Source organism: Uliginosibacterium sp. sgz301328, from assembly GCF_041807905.1.
In the GTDB taxonomy this organism is placed as follows: Bacteria; Pseudomonadota; Gammaproteobacteria; order Burkholderiales; family Rhodocyclaceae; genus JBGVSA01.
On sequence record NZ_JBGVSA010000004.1, the window covers coordinates 126,773 to 150,665 of the forward strand.

Annotated in this window: 16 protein-coding genes; 6 read left to right on the top strand and 10 right to left on the bottom strand. The window is 65.4% G+C overall.

The window, feature by feature from the left end; genetic code table 11:
• Positions 1-46: 46 nt before the first annotated feature.
• Together ytfE and ACDA63_RS04525 are read left to right on the top strand one after the other, a co-directional pair.
• A complete protein-coding gene (ytfE, locus tag ACDA63_RS04520) occupies positions 47-724 on the top strand; it encodes an iron-sulfur cluster repair protein YtfE (protein WP_373661993.1) in 678 nt (225 codons plus the stop codon).
• Positions 725-743: 19 nt separating this feature from the next.
• Positions 744-3,017 carry a nitric-oxide reductase large subunit gene (locus tag ACDA63_RS04525; protein ID WP_373661994.1) on the top strand — a complete coding sequence of 758 codons (2,274 nt, stop codon included), beginning with the start codon at positions 744-746 and terminating at the stop codon, positions 3,015-3,017.
• Between the two features lie 89 nt (positions 3,018-3,106).
• Here the strand turns inward: ACDA63_RS04525 and ACDA63_RS04530 are convergent, their stop codons facing one another.
• The 3 genes from ACDA63_RS04530 to ACDA63_RS04540 all read right to left on the bottom strand — a co-directional run bounded on the left by ACDA63_RS04530 (position 3,107) and on the right by ACDA63_RS04540 (position 6,872).
• On the bottom strand, positions 3,107-4,762 hold the full coding sequence (locus ACDA63_RS04530; RefSeq protein WP_373661995.1) for a DUF6311 domain-containing protein: 1,656 nt from the start codon (positions 4,760-4,762) through the stop codon (positions 3,107-3,109).
• A gap of 5 nt (positions 4,763-4,767) precedes the next feature.
• Complete coding sequence (locus ACDA63_RS04535) at positions 4,768-5,793, bottom strand: glycosyltransferase family 2 protein (protein WP_373661996.1); 1,026 nt, start codon at positions 5,791-5,793, stop codon at positions 4,768-4,770.
• A 191-nt stretch (positions 5,794-5,984) separates the two neighbouring features.
• Positions 5,985-6,872, bottom strand: a complete 888-nt coding sequence (locus ACDA63_RS04540; RefSeq protein ID WP_373661997.1) for a DMT family transporter — start codon at positions 6,870-6,872, stop codon at positions 5,985-5,987.
• 80 nt (positions 6,873-6,952) lie between these two features.
• On the opposite strand from ACDA63_RS04540, the gene ACDA63_RS04545 reads away from it, so the two are divergent.
• The 4 genes from ACDA63_RS04545 to ACDA63_RS04560 all read left to right on the top strand — a co-directional run bounded on the left by ACDA63_RS04545 (position 6,953) and on the right by ACDA63_RS04560 (position 10,497).
• Positions 6,953-7,432: an Lrp/AsnC family transcriptional regulator gene (locus tag ACDA63_RS04545; protein ID WP_373661998.1), complete on the top strand. Its 480-nt coding sequence runs from the start codon at positions 6,953-6,955 to the stop codon at positions 7,430-7,432.
• 55 nt (positions 7,433-7,487) lie between these two features.
• Entirely contained in the window at positions 7,488-8,039 is a 552-nt protein-coding gene (locus tag ACDA63_RS04550; RefSeq protein WP_373661999.1) for an NADPH-dependent FMN reductase, read from the top strand.
• A gap of 86 nt (positions 8,040-8,125) precedes the next feature.
• Complete coding sequence (locus ACDA63_RS04555; protein WP_373662000.1) at positions 8,126-10,039, top strand: FUSC family protein; 1,914 nt, start codon at positions 8,126-8,128, stop codon at positions 10,037-10,039.
• On the top strand, positions 10,036-10,497 hold the full coding sequence (locus ACDA63_RS04560; RefSeq protein ID WP_373662001.1) for a MarR family winged helix-turn-helix transcriptional regulator: 462 nt from the start codon (positions 10,036-10,038) through the stop codon (positions 10,495-10,497). The genes ACDA63_RS04555 and ACDA63_RS04560 overlap by 4 nt, the downstream gene beginning before the upstream one ends.
• A 728-nt stretch (positions 10,498-11,225) precedes the next feature.
• Here the strand turns inward: ACDA63_RS04560 and ACDA63_RS04565 are convergent.
• The 7 genes from ACDA63_RS04565 to ACDA63_RS04595 all read right to left on the bottom strand — a co-directional run bounded on the left by ACDA63_RS04565 (position 11,226) and on the right by ACDA63_RS04595 (position 23,795).
• Positions 11,226-12,278, bottom strand: a complete 1,053-nt coding sequence (locus tag ACDA63_RS04565; protein ID WP_373662002.1) for a M48 family metallopeptidase — start codon at positions 12,276-12,278, stop codon at positions 11,226-11,228.
• Positions 12,268-13,347 (bottom strand): YjgN family protein, encoded by a 1,080-nt coding sequence (locus ACDA63_RS04570; protein ID WP_373662003.1) that lies wholly within the window; start codon positions 13,345-13,347, stop codon positions 12,268-12,270. Before ACDA63_RS04570 ends, ACDA63_RS04565 begins: the two co-directional genes overlap by 11 nt.
• Before the next feature lie 214 nt (positions 13,348-13,561).
• A complete protein-coding gene (locus tag ACDA63_RS04575) occupies positions 13,562-15,598 on the bottom strand; it encodes a methyl-accepting chemotaxis protein (RefSeq protein ID WP_373662004.1) in 2,037 nt (678 codons plus the stop codon).
• A gap of 159 nt (positions 15,599-15,757) precedes the next feature.
• Positions 15,758-17,773 (bottom strand): methyl-accepting chemotaxis protein, encoded by a 2,016-nt coding sequence (locus ACDA63_RS04580; protein WP_373662005.1) that lies wholly within the window; start codon positions 17,771-17,773, stop codon positions 15,758-15,760.
• 177 nt (positions 17,774-17,950) lie between these two features.
• Entirely contained in the window at positions 17,951-20,725 is a 2,775-nt protein-coding gene (locus ACDA63_RS04585; RefSeq protein WP_373662006.1) for an EAL domain-containing protein, read from the bottom strand.
• A gap of 163 nt (positions 20,726-20,888) precedes the next feature.
• Positions 20,889-22,709: a PHA/PHB synthase family protein gene (locus ACDA63_RS04590; RefSeq protein WP_373662007.1), complete on the bottom strand. Its 1,821-nt coding sequence runs from the start codon at positions 22,707-22,709 to the stop codon at positions 20,889-20,891.
• Positions 22,710-22,772: 63 nt separating this feature from the next.
• Positions 22,773-23,795 (bottom strand): MBL fold metallo-hydrolase, encoded by a 1,023-nt coding sequence (locus tag ACDA63_RS04595; protein WP_373662008.1) that lies wholly within the window; start codon positions 23,793-23,795, stop codon positions 22,773-22,775.
• Positions 23,796-23,893 lie beyond the last annotated feature (98 nt).

Consider the following 23,893-nt stretch of genomic DNA (forward strand, 5'->3'; position numbering starts at 1 on the left):
GCCCGCACGCCGCGAGCGGGGACGACGCCGTCACAAGGAGAACACCATGGATTTCGTCGACCAGCCTCTCGGCCAGATTGCCCGCCGCATTGCCGGCGCCACCCGCGTCTTTGATGCCTACCGGCTTGATTTCTGTTGCGGGGGCAACCGCACGCTCGGTGCGGCGGCCGCTGCTGCAGAAGTCGACGTCGCACCCATCGTCGAAGAGCTGCACGTCTTGCAGGCCCGCGCTGCGGAGCCGGGCGAACGTTCGTGGGACGAGGCCGACGCCGGCACGCTGATCGACCACATCCTGCAGCGCTACCACGCGGTGCACCGCGAGCAATTGCCCGAGCTGATCCGTCTGGCGCGCAAGGTGGAGCAAGTGCACGGCGACAAGGCTGATTGCCCGCTCGGGCTGGCTGACTTGCTGACCGACATCGCGCAGGAGATGGAGAGCCACATGAGCAAGGAAGAGGGCATCCTCTTCCCGATGATCCGCGCGGGCCGCGGCGCACTCGCCGGCGGTCCGATCCATGTCATGCGCCTGGAGCACGACGAACATGGCGTCGCGCTGCGTCGTCTGTCCGAACTCACCAACGACATCACCCCGCCGCGCGCCGCGTGCACAACGTGGCGTGCGCTCTACGCCGGCCTGCGTACTTTCCGCCAGGACCTGATGGAGCACATCCATCTCGAAAACAACATCCTCTTTGAGCGCCTTGCCCCGCTCGCCCAGCACTGAAAGGAACGAGGACCACGCTATGGGCCCGTACAAGAAACTCTGGTTCACGCTCATCGCCGTGCTGGTGGTGACGTTCTCGCTGCTGGGCTATTTCGGCAAAGAGGTCTATCGGCATGCGCCGCCCATTCCGGCGCAGGTCGTCACTGACGATGGCCGCACGCTGTTCACGCAGGACGACATCCTCGACGGGCAGACCGCATGGCAATCGGTCGGTGGCATGCAATTGGGTTCGATCTGGGGACACGGTGCGTATCAAGCGCCGGACTGGACCGCCGACTGGCTGCACCGCGAGCTGACGGCGTGGCTCGATCTGGCCGCACAAGCGCAATACGGCAAGCCTTACGCGCAGATCGATGGCCCCGCGCAGGCCGCGTTGCGCGAAGCGCTGCGCGCGGAATATCGCGGAGCCGCCACCGATGCGAGCGGTGTGCTCGAGGTCAGTGCGCGCCGCGCACAGGCCATGGCACAGACGGCGGCGTACTACGACAAGCTGTTCTCCGACGCGCCCGAGTTGCAGACCAGCCGCGAGCACTTCGCGATGAAGAACAACACGCTGCCCAGCGCGGAGCGTCGCCAGGCGCTCACGCACTTCTTCTTCTGGACGGCGTGGGCGGCGTCGGCGCAGCGCCCCGGTTACGAGGCCACCTACACCAACAACTGGCCGCATGAGCCGCTGATCGGCAATCAGCCGACCGCCGAGAACGTCATCTGGTCGGTTGCCAGTGTGGTGGTCTTGCTGGCTGGCGTCGGGCTGTTGATCTGGGCGTGGGCATTCCTGCGCAAGCACGATGACGAACCGCCCAAGGCGGCCGCCAACGATCCGCTGACCAGCTTTGCGCTGACGCCATCGCAACGTGCGCTAGGCAAGTATCTGTTCCTGGTCGTTGCATTGTTCGTGTTCCAGGTCTTCCTGGGCGGCTTCACCGCGCACTATACGGTTGAAGGCCAGTCGTTCTACGGCATCGACGTGTCACGCTGGATTCCCTATTCGCTGTCACGCACATGGCATATACAGAGCGCGCTGTTCTGGATCGCCACCGGTTTTCTCGCCGCAGGTTTGTTCCTTGCACCGTTGATCCATGGCGGCAAGGACCCGCGCTTCCAGAAACTGGGCGTCGATATCCTGTTCTGGGCACTGGTCGTGGTGGTGGTCGGTTCGTTCGTTGGCAACTACCTCGCCATCGCGCAGATCATGCCGCCGGAATGGAATTTCTGGCTGGGTCACCAGGGCTATGAATATGTCGACCTGGGTCGCCTGTGGCAGATCGGCAAGTTCGCCGGCATCCTGATCTGGCTGGGGCTGATGCTGCGCGGCATCGTGCCGGCATTGCGCGCCAAGGGCGACCGCAATCTGCTCGCGCTGCTGACCGCGTCGGTCGTCGCCATCGGCCTGTTCTACGGAGCAGGCTTCGGCTACGGCGAACGCACCAGCCTGACGATCATGGAGTACTGGCGCTGGTGGGTGGTGCACCTGTGGGTGGAAGGCTTCTTTGAAGTCTTTGCGACGACGGCGCTGGCTTTCATCTTCTCCACGCTGGGCCTGGTGTCGCGCCCGATGGCGACGGCGGCAAGTCTGGCGTCAGCGTCGCTCTTCATGCTGGGCGGCATTCCGGGCACGTTTCACCATTTGTACTTTGCCGGCACGACCACGCCGGTGATGGCGGTCGGTGCGAGTTTCAGCGCGCTCGAAGTCGTGCCGCTGATCGTGCTCGGCTATGAGGCATGGGAAAACTGGCGCCTGAAGTCGCAGGCCCCGTGGATGGAAAACGTGCGCTGGCCGCTGATGTGCTTCGTGGCGGTGGCGTTCTGGAACATGCTGGGCGCTGGCGTATTCGGCTTCATGATCAACCCGCCGATCTCGCTGTACTACGTGCAAGGGCTGAACACCACGCCAGTGCACGCGCATGCCGCACTGTTCGGTGTGTATGGTTTCCTGGCGCTGGGCTTCACCTTGCTGGTGCTGCGCTACATCCGCCCAGGCTTTGTCTTTAGCGAGCGCCTGATGAAGACGGCATTCTGGTCGCTCAATGGCGGGCTGGTGTTGATGATCGCGACGAGCCTGTTGCCTATCGGCATCATCCAGTTCCACGCCAGCGTTGCGCATGGCCTGTGGTACGCCCGCAGCGAGGAGTTCATGCAACAAGGCATCTTGCAGACGCTGCGCTGGGTACGTACGTTTGGCGACGTGGTGTTCATCGTCGGCGCCCTGGCGATGGCATGGCAGGTCGTGCAGGGTGTCTTCCGGCGCAACCCGTTTGGCCGTACCGAACAAGTGGCGCCCGTGCTGCGCTGACGACCGACTGCATCGGGTCGTGTCCTGTCGCCGTTTGGCCGGGCATGCTGGGCCGGCACCTTGGTGTCGGCCCTTTTTTTGTCCAGGAATCAGGGTGCCTGGATGCTCGCCACCGGCATGCACGTGGTGCAGCGATTCCAGCCCGGCGCGAGGACGTTGAGCCCGTCGACACGCACCAGAATGTCGTCGTCATTGAGTGTCGCCCGTGCGGCTTGCACCGATCTGTTGTCGAGAATGAACAGCGTGTCGGCCTCGTATTGACCGTCGCGCAGGCGGGTCGCTGCGTTTTGCTCGGACTGCCGCATGGCGTCACGCGACACGCGTGCGAGATACACCGCATCGGTGGTCATGCCGTGTGTGCCGGCGAAGAAAGACAACTGTGCCCAGTGCGGTGCCATGCTCTTCGGTGCGATGTGCCGTACGCGCGTGTAGCGCGCGGCCGCCTGCTCCCAGAACGGCCCGGCGAGCGCCTGCGGCCATGTCTGGGAAGGCTCTGTGTCGAAGCGCTGCCGCATCGGCCACCATCCGGCGCGCGTATCTGCGATTTGCAGGACGAGCGCTACGCTCAATACGGCTACGATCAATCTGGGGGGACCATAGCGCACGACGGCATAGAGAATGCCCAGCGCCACCAGATAGAACACGGGCCAGAACATGCGGCCCGATGCGCGGAATACGCTCGCGAGGTAGTAGAGCTTTTCGGGGAGCGGGAACTCGAATTCGTAACCGCCGATGCCGATCCGGTTGGTCAGCGCGAATAACAACACCGCGCCGGCCGCCGGCAACAGCAGGGGATGTCGGCGCAGGGCTGCGCCGAACCGGGGCCGTCGGAGGACCAGTATCACGACCGCAAACGCAGCCAGCACGACAAGGCCCAGTCCCAGATAGTTGAAGCCTTCGTATTCGCCTTCGGCCTGTGGAATGTCGCCCAGCAGATACGACCAGCCGTCGGCATCGAACAGAGCCAGCAGGTTCATGCGGTAGTAGCCGTAGCCGCTCGCCACCGCACCCGTGCCGATACCAAAGTAGCCAGCCTGCCAGCAGGCCACGCCGACCATGGTCATCAGTGCCACGGTTTCGGCCAGCACCGCGCGCGTCGGCAGCTCACCGCGCAGGCGCCGCGTTGCGACATCCAGCACCCAGATGCCGCCCGTCATGCCGAGCAGATAGGCGTGCACGAGCGCCGCAATGGTGAGCACCGGTGCCCAGCACAGAAGCCGGCGCGCGTTGCCCGGGCGAAAGTACAGATACAGCGCCGCGAGTATCAGGAAGTGCCCGGCGAGGCTTGAATGATCGTGCAGGCGCAGGAACATCGGCGGCGAAAAAACCAGCAGCGCCGTGACGAGCGTCTGCACGCTCCGACGCTGCGCGAACAAGCCGGCGAGCCGCCACGCGATCCACCCCTGAGCCACAAAGCAGATGAAGAGCCACAGGCCGATGTACTGGAACGTTTCGGGTAGCAGGCTCAAGGGCTTGAAGACGAATGCCAGTAGCGGAATCGCGTCGGCATAGATGACGGAATTAGCGATCTCCAGCCCGTAGCCGGGATTGCCGCCCAGCGGAAAGCCCCACGGCGCCTGACGGTAGAACAGCCAGCCCAGGTAATGCTGGGCCGCGTCGCCGTCGCCCAGCCACGCGATATTGGTCGGGTCGAGCGCGCGCGCGCCGACCACCAGCATGAACGCCAGCGCGCCCAATAGCGCGGGCCAGAGGTGGTCTGCGAGGAATCCGTGTCGGGACTGCATGCGCGTCAGGCGCGCGGCGCGGCCAGCACGGGGGCCGGCAGTTCGGCGCCGGCATTGGACGCCATGTCCGCGTCGCCGCCTTCGTAGATCTGCCGCACCAGGAACACCGGCCGACGCTTCGATTCGATGTAGGTCCGCCCGAGGTATTCGCCGATGACGCCAATGCCCACCAGTTGCAGGCCGCCGAGCAGCGTCACCGCCACGATGATGGATGCGTAACCCGGCACGTCGACGCCATGGATGATCACTTTCAGCGCGATGTACAGCCCGAACATGAACGACAGCGCCGACACGGCAAGGCCGATGTAAGTCCAGACGCGCAACGGCGACGTACTGAAGCTGGTGACATCTTCCAACGCCAGATTCCACAGCCGCCAACCGTTGAACTTGCTGCTGCCGGCCGAGCGTTCGGGGCGCGTGTAGTGCACGGAGGCGGTGCGGAACCCGACCCATGCGAACAAGCCCTTCATAAAGCGCCGCGACTCCGGCAGCGCCTTGAGGGCATCGACGACACAGCGATCCACCAAGCGAAAATCGCCGACGTTCTCGGGCAGCCTGGGGGAGGCGATCATGTTGTGGATGCGGTAGAACCACGACGCGCTCGAGCGCTTGGCCCAGGTATCCGATCCTCGGTGGCGGCGGTGGGCCAGCACCACCTCGAAACCCTCGCGCCACTTGGCGATCATCGTCGGGATCAGTTCCGGCGGGTCCTGCAGGTCGACATCGATGGGCACCACCACCTGCCCGCGCGCAGCCTGCAAACCTGCCGAGAGCGCGGCTTCCTTGCCGAAGTTGCGGCTCAGGTCGATCACGCGCACGCGCGCATCGTGCTGTTGCAGACGCAGCAGCACGTCCAGCGTGTGATCTCGGCTACCGTCGTTGATGAAGACGAACTCGATCACGACCTCGGGCAGGATCGAGAACACCTGGGTGACGCGGTCGACAAAGAGAGAGATCGCCTCCTCTTCATTGAAGACGGGTACGACCAGGGAAAGCCTCACGGTCGAATCGAAAGTCTCTCGGCTGGTCATGGGTTCCCTCGTGGTGGGCGGTATGTACCGCCCTTCGTGGCGATCCGGCGTGTGTCACGTGCCGGCACGATCTTCAAAGTAGAGGGTTTTCCCGCGTCGTCACAGGGACAATCGGGCAGTTTTGCTGCGCTGCGGCGTCCGCCGTGACGGATGCCGCGCAGAGGGGATGGCGCGGCCGGGCAAACGAGAGCTCAGGCGCGCTCGGGCTCGCTCCGTGCGGCGGATGCCGGTTCAGGGCGTGATGTGATCGCCGCGCCCATGGCCGCGACGACCGCGCAGCCGACGGCAAACCACTGTTGGGCGGTGAGATGTTCGCCCAGCAGGGGCCAGGCCACGAGTGCCGCTACTGCCGGTTCCATGCTGGTCAGAATGCCGAAGGTTTCCTTGGGCAGATGCTTGAGCGCGAACATCTCCAGCGACATCGGAATTGCGCTCGACACCAGCGCCACGACCAGTCCCATTGCAAGAATGCCCGGATGAAACAGCGCGCCGCCCGCGTGTACCAGCCCGACCGGGAAGACGATCAACGCCGCCACCGACAGGCCCAGCGACACGACGTGCCCCGAATGGAGATGGCTCGCCCGCTTGCCGAAGACGATGTACGCGCCCCAGCACACGGCGGCGCCCAGCGCGTAGAGCATGCCGACGATATCGAGCTGGTGGGCGCCGGTGCCCAGCGGCAGAATCATCGACAAGCCCAGCACGGCAAAGGCGGCCCACAGGTAGTTGGTCCAGCGCTGCGAGTAATACAGCGTCACCGCCAGCGGGCCGAGGAATTCGATCGCCACGGCGATGCCGAACGGAATGGTCCGCAGCGCCATGTAGAAGAGCAGGTTCATGCACCCCAGCACAACGCCGTAGCGCAGGATCGAGCGGGCGTCCTCGCGGCGCAGCGTCCAGCGCCACGGGCGCCACAGCGCCAGCACGATGAGCGCCGAGAAGGTCACGCGCAGCGCGCTGGTGCCCTGAGCACCGATGAGGGGGAAGAGTTGCTTGGCGTAGGAGCTGCCCAGCGCCAGCGCGGAAACCGAGCCGAGCACTGCCAGCACCGGTATGGCGCGATGGGGCGTAGAGGACATGGCACAATAATATTTCGTGTCGCCCGGCGTTTCGTTGCACTTTCCGGGCGCTGGACGCATTTTTCGCTCGAAAGGCCGGCATGTCTGCGCAAGCTTCGCTCGACCGCTACGACGCGGCCATTCTCGACATCCTCCAGCGCGACAATCGCACGCCGCAGCGCGTGATCGCCGAGGCGGTCAACCTGTCGGCGCCAGCCGTGCAACGCCGCATCCGCCGCATGGAAGAAGCGGGCATCATCACGGCCAACGTGGCGGTGGTCGATCCCGAAAAGGCGGGCGTGCCGCTGACCATCATGATCGCGGTGCAGGTCAACAGCGAACGGCCGGTACATGTGGCCGCTTTTCGCCAGCGCCTGATGCAGGAGCCGGCCGTGCAGCAGTGCTACGAAGTGACCGGCGAGACCGACTACTTTCTGATCGTCAGCGTCGAGTCGATGAAAGATTACGAAGCGCTCACCGACCGCCTGTTCGGCGACGATGACAACATCCGGCACTTCCGTACCTCGGTCGTGCTCAAGCGGTTCAAGGCCGGGCTGGCCGTACCGCTGTCGCCGGGCTGAGACGCGCGGCCCTTACCCGATCCTGCGCACGCCGCATTCCCTCACGGAGGCCCTCATGGCACACATCCTCGGTATTTCCGGCAGCCTGCGCGCCGGCTCTTACAACAGCGCCCTGTTGCGCGCGGCACAAGGCCTCATGCCTGCGGGCTCGACGCTCGACATCGGCACCATCCGCGGCATTCCCCTCTACGACGGCGACGTCGAAGCCGCCGAAGGATTGCCGCCGGCCGTGGTCACGCTGAAGGAAGCGATCGCCGCCGCCGACGCGCTGCTGATCGTCACGCCCGAGTACAACAACTCGATGCCGGGTGTGTTCAAGAACGCCATCGACTGGCTCACGCGCCCGTCCAGCGACATCGCCCGCGTGTTCGGCGGCCGCCCGGTGGCCATCATCGGCGCCTCCCCGGGCGGCTTCGGCACCATCCTGTCGCAGAACGCGTGGTTGCCGGTGCTGCGTACGCTGGGCATGGAGCCGTGGTTCGGCGGCCGGCTGATGGTGTCGCGTGCCGGTACGGTATTCGACGCGCAAGGCGCGCTCATCGACGACAAGGTGCGCGGTCAGCTCGAACAATTCATGGCCGGATTCGTCGCGCATCTCGATCGCTGATCCGTCGCACGCCGGGTGGGGAATTAGATAGCCGGGCTATCTATTGCTAAAATGGCGCCAGTCGTTTTCCTGAACCCCCTCCCGTCGTGCCTACTCCAACAACTCCCTGGCTGACGCTGGATCGGCCCACCATCGCGCAGGCGCTTCGCCTGGCGACGGCGGCCCTGATCGCGTTCGCCATCGCCAGCGTCCTGCATGTTCACAACGCTTACTGGGCGGCCATGCCCGTGTGGGTGGTGGCCCAGTCCTCGCGCGGCCTGCTGCTCGAGCGGGCCTTCTTCCGTGTCGTCGGCACCTTGCTCGGCGCGGCGCTCGGCTTTGCGATTCTTCACCTGACCGGCAACCCGTACCTGCAACTCGTGCTGCTGTCCTGCGTGGTGGCGCTCGGCGCAGGCTTCACGCACATCCTGCGCGGCGTGCACGCGTACGGCGCGCTGCTGACGGGCATGACCGCGGCGGTCGTCGTGCTGCCTTCCATGCTGGCGCCGCAAGGCGCGACCGAACTGGCGCTGGCGCGCGTCGAGTGCACGCTCATCGGCGTGCTCGTCGTGACAGTGGTGATGGCCCTGTTCACGCCCGATTCGCGTCGCGACGCGTTCTATCGTCGCGTGCGCCAACTGGCCGGTGACGCTGTGACGTTCGCATCGTTCGCCGTCGAAGGCCGCGCCGACGACGAGACGATGGCCTACGAGCGTCGAGTGCTGGCCGAGATGAGCGACGTCGACGCGCTCGCCAGCATGGTCTCGGCCGGCTCCGTCGAGGGATACCGGCGCTTGCGCCACGTGAATGCCCTCATCATGTCGGCCATGTCTGTGATGGCCGCGGCCCGCGCCGTGCGTGCGCGGCTGGCCTATGGCGAACCCTTGCCGGAGGGCCTCGCGCCGACGCTGGTGGAACTGGCTGCGCATCTCAAGCGGGGCGGGGCTGGCGCGGTCGCCGCCGACTGGGCGCACGCCAACATCGAGCAGGGTCGGCTGGCCGATGCCGTGCGCCAGTTGCAGGACGCCGAAGCGCGCCTGTTCGCCGCGCCGGACGACGCCGATGCGCGTTCGTTCAGCCGCAAGGCCGCCTATCTTGCGCCGCATCGCGACTGGGCGCTGGCGCGCAGCACGGGTGCCGTATCGGGCGCGGGCTGTCTGATCGCAGGCGGCATCGCCTACGTCAGTGGCCTGCCGGCGGCCGAGCTGACTGCCATGGGCGTATGCATCTTCTCGATGGTGCTGGGCTCGCTGCCGGTGCCGCAACGCGCGGCGCCGCACATGATGGCCGGCGTGCTGGTCGGCGTGGTCGCGGCGACCTTCTATCGTTTCGCGATTCAGCCGCATGCGTTCGAAGGTGCGGCGCTCGTGCTCGGCGTGGCGCCTTTCATCGTGCTCGGCAGTTTCATGCGGGCCAATCCCCGCACCAGTCTCGCCGGCATCGACGCCAACATGTGCTTCATGCTCGCCAGCCAGGCCGGCATGGCACCAGCCGAATCCGCACACATCATTGCCGGATCGCTCTCGCTGCTGGTGGGCGCGGCCGTGGTGACGGGCGGCTTCGTGCTGATGCCGCGCCGCTTCGACCGGCAGGCGCGTGAAGTGGCGCGCAGCATCCGTACCGATCTGCGCCGGCTCATCGGCGACCCCACACCCGAGCGGCTGGGCGGCTGGCACCCGCAGACCGCGCGCCAGGTGCTGCGCCTCATGCTGCATGCCACACGCATCGGCGGTCGCATGGGGCACGACGCGCCCGACGGCCTGCTGGCCACGCTCAACCTCGCGCATGCCGTCGCGATCCTGCGCACCGAAGCGGTCGGCGATGGGCCGGCGTCCCCTGCGGCGGCTGCCGCGCTGCGCCTGCTGTACGAAGCCCGGCATGCCCCTGATCGCACCGCCGCGCGAATGGCCGACGAGGCGCGCGCACTGCCTGTCGGGCCCGTTCGTCACGCCATGGAAAACGTTGCCGACTGCCTGATGGCGGCGCTGCCCCTGTTGCGTTTCGCGGACGACACGCCATGACGGTCATGACGCGGCATGAACGCTTCGGGCGCTCGCTAGTGCTCCTGGCACGTCTTTATCGTCGCCATCTCGACGACGCGCTGAAGCCCTATGGTCTGTCCGAGGCTTCGGCGCTGCCGATCCGCTACCTTGCACGCCTCGGCGACGACACGCGTCAGGGCGAGCTGGCCGAGGTGATGAACATCGAGGGCCCCACGCTCGTGCGTACGCTCGACCATCTGGTGGCGGCAGGCTGGGTCGAGCGCATCGAAGCCGAGGACGATCGTCGCGCGCGCCTGGTGCGCCTGACGCCGCAGGGGCGTGAACTCAATCGCAAGTTGGGGAGTGTGCTGGCGGATTGTCGGCGGCGGTTGTTGCGGGGTATCGATGAGGCGGACCTGGATGCCGCGTTACGCGTGTTTGAGGTGCTTGAGACGCGTTTGGCGGGGGAGTTGTTTCGGGGTCCACGGGAGTCGTGAATCGGGGCGTCCTGAGAGGCCGTTTCTTTGTTGCGGATTGCGGACTGGAAGGCGCCCTCTTGCTCGATCCCTTGGTCGTGCGAGCGAGGCTTCTGCTGCTGAGGTATGTTAGCGGGGAGTTCTCTCGTTGCGAAAAGTGCGGCACCTTGTTGGCTGACTGGACGAGTGCATCCCTGCGTGGGGTTTCGTCTATCAACGGTCGTGACGGCTGCTGATGCTCGACGGCCGGGAGTTCGCCCCGGCGGGCGAGTAACTTCTTTGTTATCGACAAAGAAGTCACCAAGAAAGCGACCCCTACATCGCCGCCAGCCTGCGGCTGGTCCCCTGCGCTACTCGTCAAGTCAGGCGGCTGCGGAACTCGCCCTTCGGGCTCAGACAGTCCTCGCCGACCCGCTACGCGGGCAGCCTGACTTGTCTGCGTTGCTCGGCGGCTCAGAAGGGGCCGGCCATAGCAAACACCTCGAAGTGCATGGAGCTAAAGCCTCTTCATTGTGTGTGGCACGTCGTGCGTGTACCAGGCGCCGCATGCAACACGCGCAGCGAAGTTTCAGATGTTGCGAGTAGTGCGTCGGACGAAGAAGCGAAGCGCCATCCGCCACTCTCGAACTAGTGGCGTCGTTCGATCAGCAACGACGTTTGATTGGCGAGAGCGCCAACGGAAACACAAGCATTCAGAAACAGGGCCTTTTTACCGGCTGCCAGATCGTACAACACCCCTGCACCCATCCTCAGGGCTTCTGCCCCGAAAACCCCGCATCCCTCGCACGTCGATCCAGATTGTCCATCCGCTCGCTCGTCAGCGGATGCGACGAAAGATATGCCGTCGCGTTGTCCGCTTCGTGTGATCCCCTGTCGTCCTCGGCCGTGAGCCTTTGCAGGAAGGCGCCGAGCTTTCGCGGATCGACGCCGTTCGCGAGCATGATCGTGGCCGCGTAGTCATCGGCTTCGCGTTCGAAGTCGCGCGAATAATGCATCGACACCAGCGCGGTCGATGCGGCTGCCAGCGCGCTGATGTCGCCGAACCACATCGCTGCCGCGACCGATACCGCGCTGCCCTGAATGAGCTGTCGCATGGCGTGGCGTCGTTCCACGTGGCCGAGTTCGTGGGCGAGCACGCCGAGGACTTCGTCGTCGCTGTGGGCATCTTCGACCAGTCCGTCGAGCAGCACGATGTCCCCGCCCGGCAGGGCGAAGGCGTTGGCGCCGAACTTGCCGCTCTTGCGGAACAACAACCGGTACGACGCGTGCGAGCCATCCTGAAGCCAGTTGGCGAACTTGCGCTCGATCTGCTGCTGGCGCGCCTTGGGGAGTTGCGATTCCGTGAAGTCGACTTTGTCGAGCGCCGCCAGCGTGGTGCTGGACAGCGTCTGCTGCCATGACTGCGGCACGAGGTGCGAGGCGACGTTGGCGCCCCATGGCAGCAACCACAGGTACGCGGCTACGCAGACCAGCGCAATCGCCACGAGCGATCCGACGGCCAGGCTCCAGCGGGATTCCATGCGATCCAGCCAGCGTCCGCGCGGCGCGCCGAAGAGCGCTTCCACTGCGGGCGAATCCGCCAGTTCAACGCTGGCGCCTGCCGGCAGCAGCAGTCTGCGTGCGGCGCTCCCCAGTCGGGGTTCGAGACGACATTCGGCTGCCGGCACGCGCAGTGAGACCTCGCTGCTTTCCACGTGCACGGAATCGGCCTCGCGCCTGACGCGTACGGCGTGCGAACGGCTGCTGCGGCCGTCGTAGTAGAGGCCGGCAAGACCGTCGGAGGGCGTGTCGTCAGAAGCCAAGGTCGATGTCCAGGAAGTCGGCGGCCTCGTCGCCCGTGGCGGCCACGCGCTGCGCGTTGTCGGCGACGAAGTTGTCGAGCCCGCCTGCCACGTCGACGGCCAATGCGCTGGCGCGATAGCGTGCCAGTCGGATCTTGGCATAGGGCATGTACAGGCCCAGCGTGACGATGGTGAGCACGAGGTTGCTGAACATGATCCACGCCAGCGGGAAGAAGCGCAGCGTGCTGATGAATTGATGCCCGCCCATGCGCGTGGCGTTGAGCGTGGCGTTGCCGATGCGCGAACGCACGAAGGCGCCGGCGATGAAATAGATGACGATGTAGGCGAGCCACATGGAGCCTACGACGCCGACGCCGCGAAGGACCCGGCTTGCTTCGGCATCCGGCAATGAGACCTGAAAAACCGCGGCCAATGCGGCCATGGCCCCCCCAATGACGACGCCGGTGACGATGGTGACGCCCGCCGCGCCCAGGTAGCCCAGGTAGAAGTCCGAGGTGCGCGGCTCGCAGGTGAATTTCTCGTTGCCCAACTGCAGGTGGCCGTAGATGAACCTCTGCAGGTGGCGTTGCCACCACGGAAAGGCAATACCCAGCGAGAAGGGCACGGCCAGGCCGTACAGGTAGAGGATCTTCACCGCTTCGCCGATGTCGCCGGAAAACCCCATGCGGATGCCGCGCCAACTGGTGTTGTAGGTGCGAAAGCGCAGCGCCTGGCACAGCACCCACGGCCACAGGACGATGAACAGCAAGCTGGCCGCCCCGCCTGCGAGCGGCGCGAACTGGGTCAGTACGTTGTAGGCGACGAGGACGCCCACCACGAGAAGCCGTCCTTTGAGGATCGATTTGGGCTGCCCGTGATAGTCGAACGACGAGCCGCCCAGGACGGTGTGGCGATGAAAGTACTGCTCGCGCCGCACCTTGGCCCATGCCGAATAGATGCCGAGCGTGACGATCGAGAGCAGGAGGTTGACGATCCAGATGCGGAAGTACTCGTTGCCGGAGCCGGTAAAGCGAAATTGCTCGCGCGTGACCGGCGCGGACGGCGCGACGACGATATCGGAATTTTCCATGTGCAGAGATTGAATGAGGCGGTCTTGTAGTGCGGGGCTGGCCGGTGCGCTTGCGAGATGCCTCGGTCGCCTCGCCCGACCCCCGTCGGACGGGCCTATTCTGGCATGGCGCGCATGCACGCGCGCCGTCGACGCACAAAGGTGCGTAGACGGCGCTCAGTGAGGAAGCACGCGGTTGGGCGGGGACTGCCGCCCACGGTGATTTATTGTCGCGTCAGACTTTGAAACGAGCGATGTCAGATTGCAGGCGTGCTGCCAGCGCTTCCAGCGACTGCGTCGTACCGGCGGTGCTGCGGGCGACGGCGTGGTTCTCATCGGCCATTTGCGCGATGTGCTCCACGTTGCGCGCCAGGTCGTTGCTGGCCGAAGTCTGCTCGCGCAGCGCCAGCGAAATGTCGGCGACATAGCGCACCACGCGTTGCGACGCCTGATGGATATCGCGCATCGCTTCGCCCGCCTGGTGCGTCAGCGCTACGCCGTCATCCACGCGCGCCACGCCCATCTGCATCGATCCCACCGCGTCGCGCGTGCCCGACTGGATCACTTCGATCATGCCGGTGATCTGGCGCGTGGCCTGCGAGGTGCGTTCGGCCAGCTTGCGCACCTCATCGGCGACCACCGCGAAGCCACGACCGGTCTCACCCGCGCGCGCGGCTTCGATGGCGGCGTTGAGCGCCAGCAGGTTGGTCTGTTCGGCGATTTCCTTGATGGTCGCGACGATGGCGCTGATCTGCTCCGAGTTCGCGCCAAGTTCGTCGATGACGCGCGAGGATTGCGCAACCGAGTCCGAGATGCGCTCGATTTCCTGTTCGGTGCGACGCACGACTTCTTCGCCTCGGCCCGATACGTCGCCCGAATGCGTTGCCATGCCTTCGGCATCGGTGGCGAAGCGTGCGATCTCGGTGATGCCGACGGTCATTTCTTCGACGGTCGACGCCATGTTCGAGGCTGCTTCGCTCTGGCGCTCAGAGCCGTTGGCGACGTTGGCGGCCAGCACGTTGAGCGTGCCGGCGGCGGTGGCGACTTCCTGCGCGCCGGCTCCTACGCGGCCGAGGATGCTGGCGAAGGACTGCGCCATGTTGTTGAACTGGTTGGCGACCTCGCGCAGTTCGTCGCGCGCGGTAAAGCCGATGCGGTAGGTCAGGTCGCCTTCGCCGATGTGGCGCGCGCCGTCGCGCAATTCTTCCACCGACTGCGTCATGGCGATCAGCACGCTGATCGACATATACGCCAGCGCCAGTACCATCGCCAGCGCCACCAGGGCGCTGCCCCAGACGCGGGCGGCAAGGCCGCGCACGCGCCAGTTGACGATCGATTCGAGTTCGTCGAGCGCGGCATCCGCCGCCTTGTAGTAGGCGACCACGGCCTTGTCGCCGGTCTCCATGAACGCCGGTGCGGTCACGCTCATTTCGCCGCCGATGATCTCCTTGCGGATCATGTCGAGCAGTGGCGTCGCAGCCGTGTCCATGCTCTTGACCACGTTGGACAGCGTGCCGCCCAGGCTGCTGTCATAGCGGCCGATGCGATTGAGGAGTTCCTTCAGTTCGGCCTGCCCGTCGGTGAACTGATCGACCATGCCGCCGAGGCGGCGCGCCTCGTTGCCGTAGGCGGATGCCACCGCCAGCGCCAGCACGCCCGAGCCGCGAATGCCGGTCAGCGATTCGGCGCCCACCGGGATCTTGTGCAGCAGCGCGTCGACCAGGTAGGCGCCGCGGCGATCCGGATCGCTCTGCATGGTTGAGTTGCCGGCCAGGTCGCGCATGAACAGCTTGAGCTCTTCGCGCACGAGGTACGAGTTGCCCGCTTCGGCCGCCGGCGCCGCGCCCGATTGTGCAGCCGCCACGCGCTGCTTGTAGGCGGCCCACTGATCGGACAGGAACTTGAATCGCTTGGACAGGTAGAGGTTCGGATGCGCCTCGACGGCTGCCGACAATTGCTTGAGCGCCGCGTCGGTCGCTGCCGCCCGCTTGTCGAGCGGCGCCTTCAGGTCGCTGTTGCCGGGAGCCGCGGCGGCCAGCCCTGCGTACATCAGCAGTTGCTGGTGCAGCGCATAGGTCGGCGTGAGCAGTTCGACGCCGGCCTGTTCGCGGCGCGCCACGTTGAGATCGTCGCTCATGCGGTTGGCCGTCTCGATCGTGAAGAAACCGATGGTGACCACCGACATGGCGCCGAGAAGGGCGAACTTGTACGGGTAACGCAGTCGCCGCAGGATGGCGATGGCGGGTGCAAAGAAAACGCTGATGAACTTCACGGCTCTACCTCCTGTGTGGCGTGTTGGCCCCGCCACTGTCTCGTTTTAGAACCTCGCCGCACGATCGACCGCCTGAGTATTTCTCTATGTGCGAGGTTCTTGGGAAGAGACGCGCCGCAGCCGTGCCAACGCGCTCTTCTGGTGCTCTCTCTTCCGGGACTACAAGCGGAAACGTGCGACTTCGGTGGTCAGCTGATGCGCCAGGGATTCCAGGCGGTTCGCCGTCTGGGCCGTTTCGGCTACGGCGGCGTTGTTCTCGTCGGCCATGCGCGCGATGTGTTCGACGTTGCGAGCGATCTCGGTGCTGGCGGACGTCTGTTCGCGCAATGCCAGGGAGATATCGCTCACCGACTGCACCACGCGACCCGATTCGTCGCGGATGCGCATCATCGATTCGCCGGCCTGGTTGGTCAGTTGCACGCCTTCGCGCACGCGCGTTACGCCGTCCTGCATGGCGGACACTGCGCGGTTGGTGCCTGACTGGATCGCCGCGACCATGCCGCCGATTTCCTGCGTGGCGCGCGCTGTGCGCTCGGCCAGCTTGCGGACTTCGTCGGCCACCACCGCGAAGCCGCGACCGGATTCGCCGGCGCGGGCCGCTTCGATGGCGGCGTTGAGGGCCAGCAGGTTGGTCTGGTCGGCGATTTCCTTGATCGAATTGACGATCGAGCTGATCTGCGCCGAGTTCTGGCCGAGTTCTTCAATGACGGTGGCCGACTGGTTCACCGCTTCGGCGATGCGCTCCATTTCGGACACGGTGGACTGCACGACTTCGCCACCTGTTGTCGACAAGGTGCCCGAGTGCGAGGCGACTTCTTCGGCCGATGCGGCATGACGCGAGATTTCGTCGATGCCGACGGTCATTTCTTCCACCGCCGCCGCCATGCTCGAGGCTGCCTCGGACTGGCGTTCGGAGCCCTTCGAAACCTGCTCGGCGCTGCCGGCCAGCGCGGTTGCCGACTGGTTCAATTCCTGCGCGGTGCTCTGCACGCGCTGGATGACTTCGGCGAATGACGAGGACATGGCGTTGAACTGGTCTGCCACGGCGCGCAGCTCATCCTTGGCCGAGAACGGGATGCGGTACGACAGCTCGCCGTCGCCGATGCGGCGCGCGCCTTCCGACAGTTCGGAAACCGAACCGAGAATGGCGAAGAACATGGCCACCGAGAAGTAGGCGAGCAGCAGCACCATGACAGCGGCAATCACCGTGTTGGTGATGAAGGCGCGGTTGAGCTCGCCGATGCGGGCATCGAGCACGGCGCGCAGCGTCGGCACGATCTGCTTGTCGGCCTGACTGAACAGCGTGTCGACCATCGCGGCGCTGTGCGTCGTGTAGGCCTTGGGTTCGACGGCCAGCGCGCCCTTGAGCAGTTCGGCGTCGGCTTCGGCCAGGAAGCTGTCGTACGCGCCGCCCAGCGCCTTGCCGGTGGCCTGCAGCGCTTCGCGCGCGGTGCGGCTGGCATTGGCTGCGCGATTGAGCGAGTCGAGCAGTTCGGAACGCGTGCGTTCGACTTCGGAGATATGGCCGCCGATCTTGCGCCATTCCGTCGCCATGTCCTTGGTGACGATGAGGAACAGGCCCGAGCCGCGCAGGCGGTTGGCACGATCGGTGGCGTCCGGCATCTTGCGCACCAGCGTGTCGGCCAGATAGTTGGCGTCCGGCGAGGCATCGGAGATCAGGTTCGAGACTTCGCCGATGTCGCGCAGGAAGTCGCCCATCAAACCGAACAGCTTGGCGTGCAGCGTGGCGATGTCCTTGCCTTGCGTGGCGGCCGTCTTGCCCTTGACCTGCTGCCACTCGGCCTGCACGGCCTTCCACGGCGCGGCGAGGTTGAGGCTGCTGGCGGCCAGCGCCTTGTCGACTTCGGCCAGTGCCGCGTCGACTTCGCCGGCGCGTGCCTGCACGTCGGACTTGAAGGTGTCGTCTCCGCTCTGCGCGGCGGTGGCGACCACGGAATGGTGCTGCATGACCTGCAACGCACGCAGCGCCGGCTGATAGACCGACAGACCGTCGCGCTCGGCGCGCGCGGCCGATAGTTCGGACTGCATGGCGATCGTCAGCGATACGACGAAGAAGCCGATCGATACGACGGCGACAAGGCCGATCAACCCGAATTTGTAGGGATAGCGCAGCCGGTTCAGAAGTGCCACGGCGGGGCTGAATAGTGCTTTCACTGCTGTCTCCTCGCGAGCTCCGGCGACCCTATGGTCGCTGTCTCACCGGTATCGGGCCGGGTGACGATAACTTTAGGTCGCGTTTTCCCGCCCTCTGGGCGCACCGTGCGCAAAGCGGCGCCGGTGCTTGTTTTCATGACGACGCGCCGCTCGTCGGCGGACGTCGCTGCAACGACATCAAGACTGCTCCGGCGACACCACCGGCGGCGACGACATCAGCGCCGTGACTTGCTCGGCCGGCATCGGACGGCCCAACAGATAACCCTGTGCCTCGTCGCAACCGCAGGCGCGCAATGCACCCAGCACCGGACCTTCTTCCACGCCTTCGGCCACCACGCGCAGTCCCAGGCTGTGCGCCAGGGCGATCGTCGAGCGCACGATGATCGCGTCCTGTTCGTCATTGAGCATGTCTTCGACGAAAGAGCGGTCGATCTTCAGCGAGGTCAGCGGCAGTCTGCGCAGGTACGCCAGCGATGAGTAACCCGTGCCGAAGTCGTCGATGGACAGCCGCATGCCTTCGGCCACCAGCCGGTCGGCGACGGCCAGCGCGCGGTCGGGGTCGCCGATCAGCGCGGTCTCGGTGATTTCCAGTTGCAGCGCTGCGGGCGGCAGCGCGTATTCCTCGAGCAGTTCGGCCAGCGCGTCGGGCAGCGTGACGTCCAGCAGATTGCGCGTGGACAGATTGATCGCCACCGAGACGTCGAGCCCAGCGTCGCGCCACGTGCGCAACTGCCGCAGCGCCTGGCGCGCGACCCACAGGGTCAGCGGGCGGATCAGGTCGCTGGTTTCGGCATAGGGAATGAACTCGGCAGGCGCGATGCGGCCCAGTGTCGGATGTTCCCAGCGCACCAGGGCTTCGCAGCCGCTCCAGCGGCCCGAGACCAGATCGAGCTTGGGCTGGTAGTGCAGCACCAGTTGATCGGCCTGGATGGCCGAGCCCAGTTCGGTGATCATCGCCAGCCGGCGCGGGTTGTGGGTGTCGTACTGCGGGTCGAACACGCTGATTCCGCCGACCTTGCTCTTGGCTTCGTACATGGCCACGTCGGCGCAACGCAGCAGCGCATGGCTCGATTCGCCGTGGGTGGGGTAGAGCGCCACCCCGACCGAGGCGCCCAGTTCGAGTGCAATGCCTTGCACGTCGAAAGGCTGGCGCAGCATGGTGCCGAGCAGCGCTGCGAAGGCGTTGGCCTGCTCCTGCCGTCCCTCGCCAGGCAGCAGCACGGCGAATTCGTCGCCGCCCAGCCGCGCCAGCGTTGCGCCGAACGGCGCGGTGGCCGAGCGCAGCCGGTCCGCCACCAGCTTGAGCAGATGGTCGCCCGAGTGGTGGCCGAGCGTGTCGTTCACTTCCTTGAAGCGGTTCAGGTCCAGCAGCATCAGCGCCACGCCGTTGCCGCTCTGCTTTGCCTGTTCGATGGCGGCGGTGGTCTCGCGGTGCAACTGCGCGCGGTTGGGCAGGCCGGTGAGCGAATCGTGCATGGCCTGGTATTCGAGGTCCTGCACGTGGCGCGCGTTGGCCAGCGCCAGCGCCACCGTCTGACAGACGGCGTTGAGCGTGTCGAGGTCCGAGTGGGCCAGCGAGCCGATGCCCTGCCTGAACAGCAGGCTGATGACACCGAAGGATTCGTCGCGATAGATCAGCGGCATCGATACCAGCGAGCGGATGCCGCTGGCGATCAATTTGCTTTTGCCAACGGGCGTGATGCGCGGTTCGGCGGCGATGTCCTGGCAGACCATGATGCGGCGCGCCTGCAGCGCTTCGCCGGCCAGGCTGCCGTTGAGCGCAATCATCGGCTCGGCCTGGGTCAGTTCGGTCGCACCGGGGCCCAGGCAGGCGATGCGCAGCAGTTGTTCCTGGTCGGCGCCGATGCGGAAGAAGCTCACGATGTCCGCACGCCGCAGCAGATGCAGTACGCGCACGGTTTCTTCGGCGATCAGCGTGATGTCGGTGATGCCGTGCAGGCGGCGCGCCAGGCTATTGACCACCTGCAGCGCGTTGTTGCGTTGTTCGAGTTGCTTCTGGGCCTGTGCACGGGCGCGTTCGGCGCGCTGGCGATCGGTGATGTCGCGCACGATGGCCAGGGTGAAGGCTTCGTGGCCCAGGGCGATGGCGGTCAGGCTGATCTCGCAGTCGAACACCGAACCGTCGAGCCGGCGATGCGACCACTCGAAGAATTGTGGTTCGCCCTCCAGGGCGCGGCGGATCATGACGGATGCCTTCTCGGTGGAAGACTGTCCGTCGCGCTGCGTGGGCGGCGAAATATCCTGCGGGCGCATGCTGCGCAACTGTTCGCCGCTGCAGGCGAACAACTCGGCAGCGCGCTGGTTGCAGTCGATGATCTCGTCGCCGCGCAGCGTGAAAATGGCGTCGCCGGCCAGCTCGAACAACCGGCGATAGCGCTCTTCGCTGTCCTTCAGTTCATGGAACACCAGCAACTGCGACACCAGATCGGCCACCGAGATGGCGAAGGACTGCTCCTCGCGGCTCCATAGCCGGGCGCTGCCCAGGTGCTCGATGCAGATCGCGCCGCTGAGGCGGCCGGCCTTATGAAGTGCCGCGTCGAGCATGGCGCCGACGCCGTTGGGAACCAGGTAGCCGGCGGCCAGCTCGCTGGTGCGCTGGTCATTGACGGCGTCGGTGGCGTCGATCAGGCGCGTGCTGTCCAGCGCGTGCAGGTACTGCGGCGCGTGGTCGAGCGCCACCGGACCGAATTGTTCGAAAGAGCAGTGCGCGGCCAGGTAATGCACTCCGCACTCCAGCGCGCGGCCGTCGGGGCGCATCAGCCAGATGCCGGCGCGGCCCACGCGCATCGTCTCGGTCAAGGACACGGCCACGTACCGCAAGGCCGCTTCCAGGTCGCTCTCCCACAGCGCAGCGTCCTTCGACAGACGGATGAAAGCCGTCTGGAGGCGGTGCGAAAGGCTGTCGATGGCGTCGACGGATGGGAGGTTCATGATCCGGGCGAATAGGGCACGAAATCATGGTATCGACGGAAAATATGGAAACTGAAGCAGAAATGTCGGAAATGTCAGACTGCATCGCCGCATTGCCCAATGGGGCAGGCGTGGCCGGCATTGCACCGGCCACGGTTTTGTCAGGAGGGTAACAGGCTGGCGATCAGCGTACCGTCTTGTCCAGCCGCAGCTTCACGTACGAGCCCGGTGCCTCATCCAGTACCGGCAGGGTACCGGCCGACGGGTTGCGGGCGGGCACCTGGCTGTCGTCCTGCGCCACCAGCCACGCATTCCAGTCCGTCCACCACGAGCCTTCGTGTTGCGTCGCCGAAGTCAGCCAGTCGTCCGGCGAAGGGGGCAGCTTGCCGGCGTCGTTGACCCAGAAGCCGTATTTGTTGGCCACGGGCGGGTTGACGATGCCGGCGATGTGACCCGAGCCGCCCAGCACGAAGCGCACGGGCCCGCCGAGCAGTTGCGTGCCGAGGTAGGTGGTCTTCCACGGGGCGATGTGGTCTTCCTTGGTGCTGATGAAATAAGCCGGCACCTTGATCTTGGAGAGATCGATCGGTGTTCCCAGCAGCGTGATTCCGCCCGGTTCGCGCAGCGCGTTGCGCATGTACATGTTGCGCAGGTAGAAGCTGTGCATCTTGGCCGGCATGCGCGTGGCGTCGGAGTTCCAGTACAGCAGGTCGAACGGGAACGGGTTCTTGCCCAGCAGATAGTTGTTCACGACGAACGACCAGATCAGGTCGTTGGCGCGCAGCATGTTGAAGGTGTTCGCCATCTCGCTGCCTTCGAGATAGCCGCGTTCCGACATCTTGCGTTCGAGGTTGGTGACCTGGTCTTCGTCGATGAACACCCCCAGTTCGCCCGGCTCGGAGAAGTCGGTCAGCGTAGTGAGGAAGGTCGTCGAAGCGATGCGCTTGTCTTTCTTGGCCGCCATGTAGGCCGCAGCCGCCGACAGCAGCGTGCCGCCCAGGCAGTAGCCCACGGCGTTGATCTCGCTGGCGCCGGTCTGCTTGCAGACCGCATCCACGGCGTCGATGACGCCTTCCTGCAGGTAGTCCTCGAACTGCTTTTCGGCCAGTCGCGCGTCCGGATTGACCCAACTGATGACGAACACCGTGTGGCCCTGGTCCACGGACCACTTCACGAACGAGTTTTTCTCGCGAAGGTCGAGGATGTAGTACTTGTTGATCCACGGCGGGACGATCATCAGCGGCCGCTTGTAGACCTTGGCCGTGGTCGGCGTGTATTGCAGCAACTGGATCAGGTCGTTCTGGAACACCACCTTGCCCGGCGTCGTGCCCACATTCTTGCCCAGCTCGAAGGCATCGGTGTCGGTCATGCGGATGCGCAACTGACCGTCGCCGTCTTCGATGTCGCGCAGCAGGTTGTTGAAGCCCTTGACCAGGTTCTGGCCGTGCGACTGCACGGTGGTGCGCATCACTTCCGGGTTGGTCAGCACGAAGTTGCTGGGGGACAGGGCATCCACGTACTGGCGCGTGAAGAAGTTCACCTTCTTCTGCGTGTTCTCGTCCAGCCCTTCGACGCCCGCCACGGTGTCATGCACGTGGCGCGCGGCAATCAGGTAGGACTGCTTGATGAAGTCGAACAGGAAGTGGTCCTGCCAGGCGTCATCGCGAAAGCGCTTGTCGTCCTTGGCGGGTGTGGCGATCGGCGCCGGAGCGAGGCCCATGAAGCGCTGCATCGAGTTCTGCCACAACGAGAAGTAGTCCCACGCCAGCGACCACTGTGCCTGCGCCAGGCGCATCGGGTTGGCGAGCAGCTTGGACGTCATGTCCATGAATGCCTGCGCCAGGCCCAGTTCGTCGTCGCACGTCTTGATGCCTTTCTGCATCTGGCGCTGCACGTGCTCGGTCAGTAGCTTGGAGCTGCGCCGGGCTACGTCGGCGTAGGTTTGCGCGATCTCTTGAGGATCGGGCATGGTTGCCGTATCGGCTTGGTTCTGGTTGGTCGACATGGAACTGCGCTCCTGAACATATGGGTTAGGGGGCGAAGCTTGCGCCGGCAATCACCGGCATCATCAGGTCACCGCCACGAAGCGGACCCTGTTTCCGTCGTCGATGCGCCGCACGGAGCCGCGCACCATCAATTGGTTCAAGTGGGCGATGGCCTCGCCCATCGCGAACATCACCTGATGTGAGTCCAGCTCGCGCGGGAACAGCACCGGCAATACTTCGGCCGCGCTGCGCGGCACATCGAGGGCCGCGAGCAACGTAGCATCGCGCTCTTCATGGTGCGCTTCAAGTTGGGCAATGCGCGCATGGACGCCCAGGAACGGCGCACCGTGCGAAGGCAGCACCAACGTGTCGGCCGGCAGCGACGCGAAACGGCGCACCGAATCCAGAAAGCGGCTCACCGAATCTTCTTCGGGCAACGCCGCCGGCACGTTGACGTTGGTCGTGATGCGCGGCAGGAGCATGTCGCCCGAGATCAGCACGCCCAATTCCGCACAATACAACGCCATGTGTTCGGGCGAGTGCCCGTACCCGACGATGGTTTGCCATGCGTGGGCACCGATCTGCAATCGATCACCGGCCACCAGTCGCCGGTAGGTGCGGGGCAGCTCGGGCACGCCGCGCGCATAGACGTTGCCGCGTCGGGCCAGTCGGCCGCAGCGATCCTCGTCCAGCCCGTGGTGGCGGAAGTGATCCACCATCGCGGCCACGTCGTAGCCCGCAATCTCATGGAGCAATGTGTGGGCCAGCAGATATTCGCCTGTGCTCATCCACACCGGCGCGCCGGTGCGCCGGGACAGCCATTCCGCATTGCCGGCGTGGTCGGGGTGGTAGTGCGTGACGATGATCTGCGTCACCGGCTTGTCTGCCGCCGTCAGCACGGTGTCCCACGCCGCGCGGGAGGCATCGTCGCCCAGGCCGGTGTCGACGATCGCGATGCCGGGGCCGTCTTCGATCAGCCACAGGTTGATGTGGTTGAGCGCGAAGGGCAGCGCCATGCGCAGCCAGGCGATGCCGGGCGCCACGCTGCGGGGAGCGGAGCCTTCCGGGCTCGTGCCAAAGGGATATTCAAGCGAGTCGGTGGTCACGTTGGGGCGGCAGGTATGACTGTTGTCGTTCGATTGTAGCGTCCTGTTTTGCTGCTACACGGAAAATCGGCCCCGGCGGGCGGCGCAATCCGAAGCCG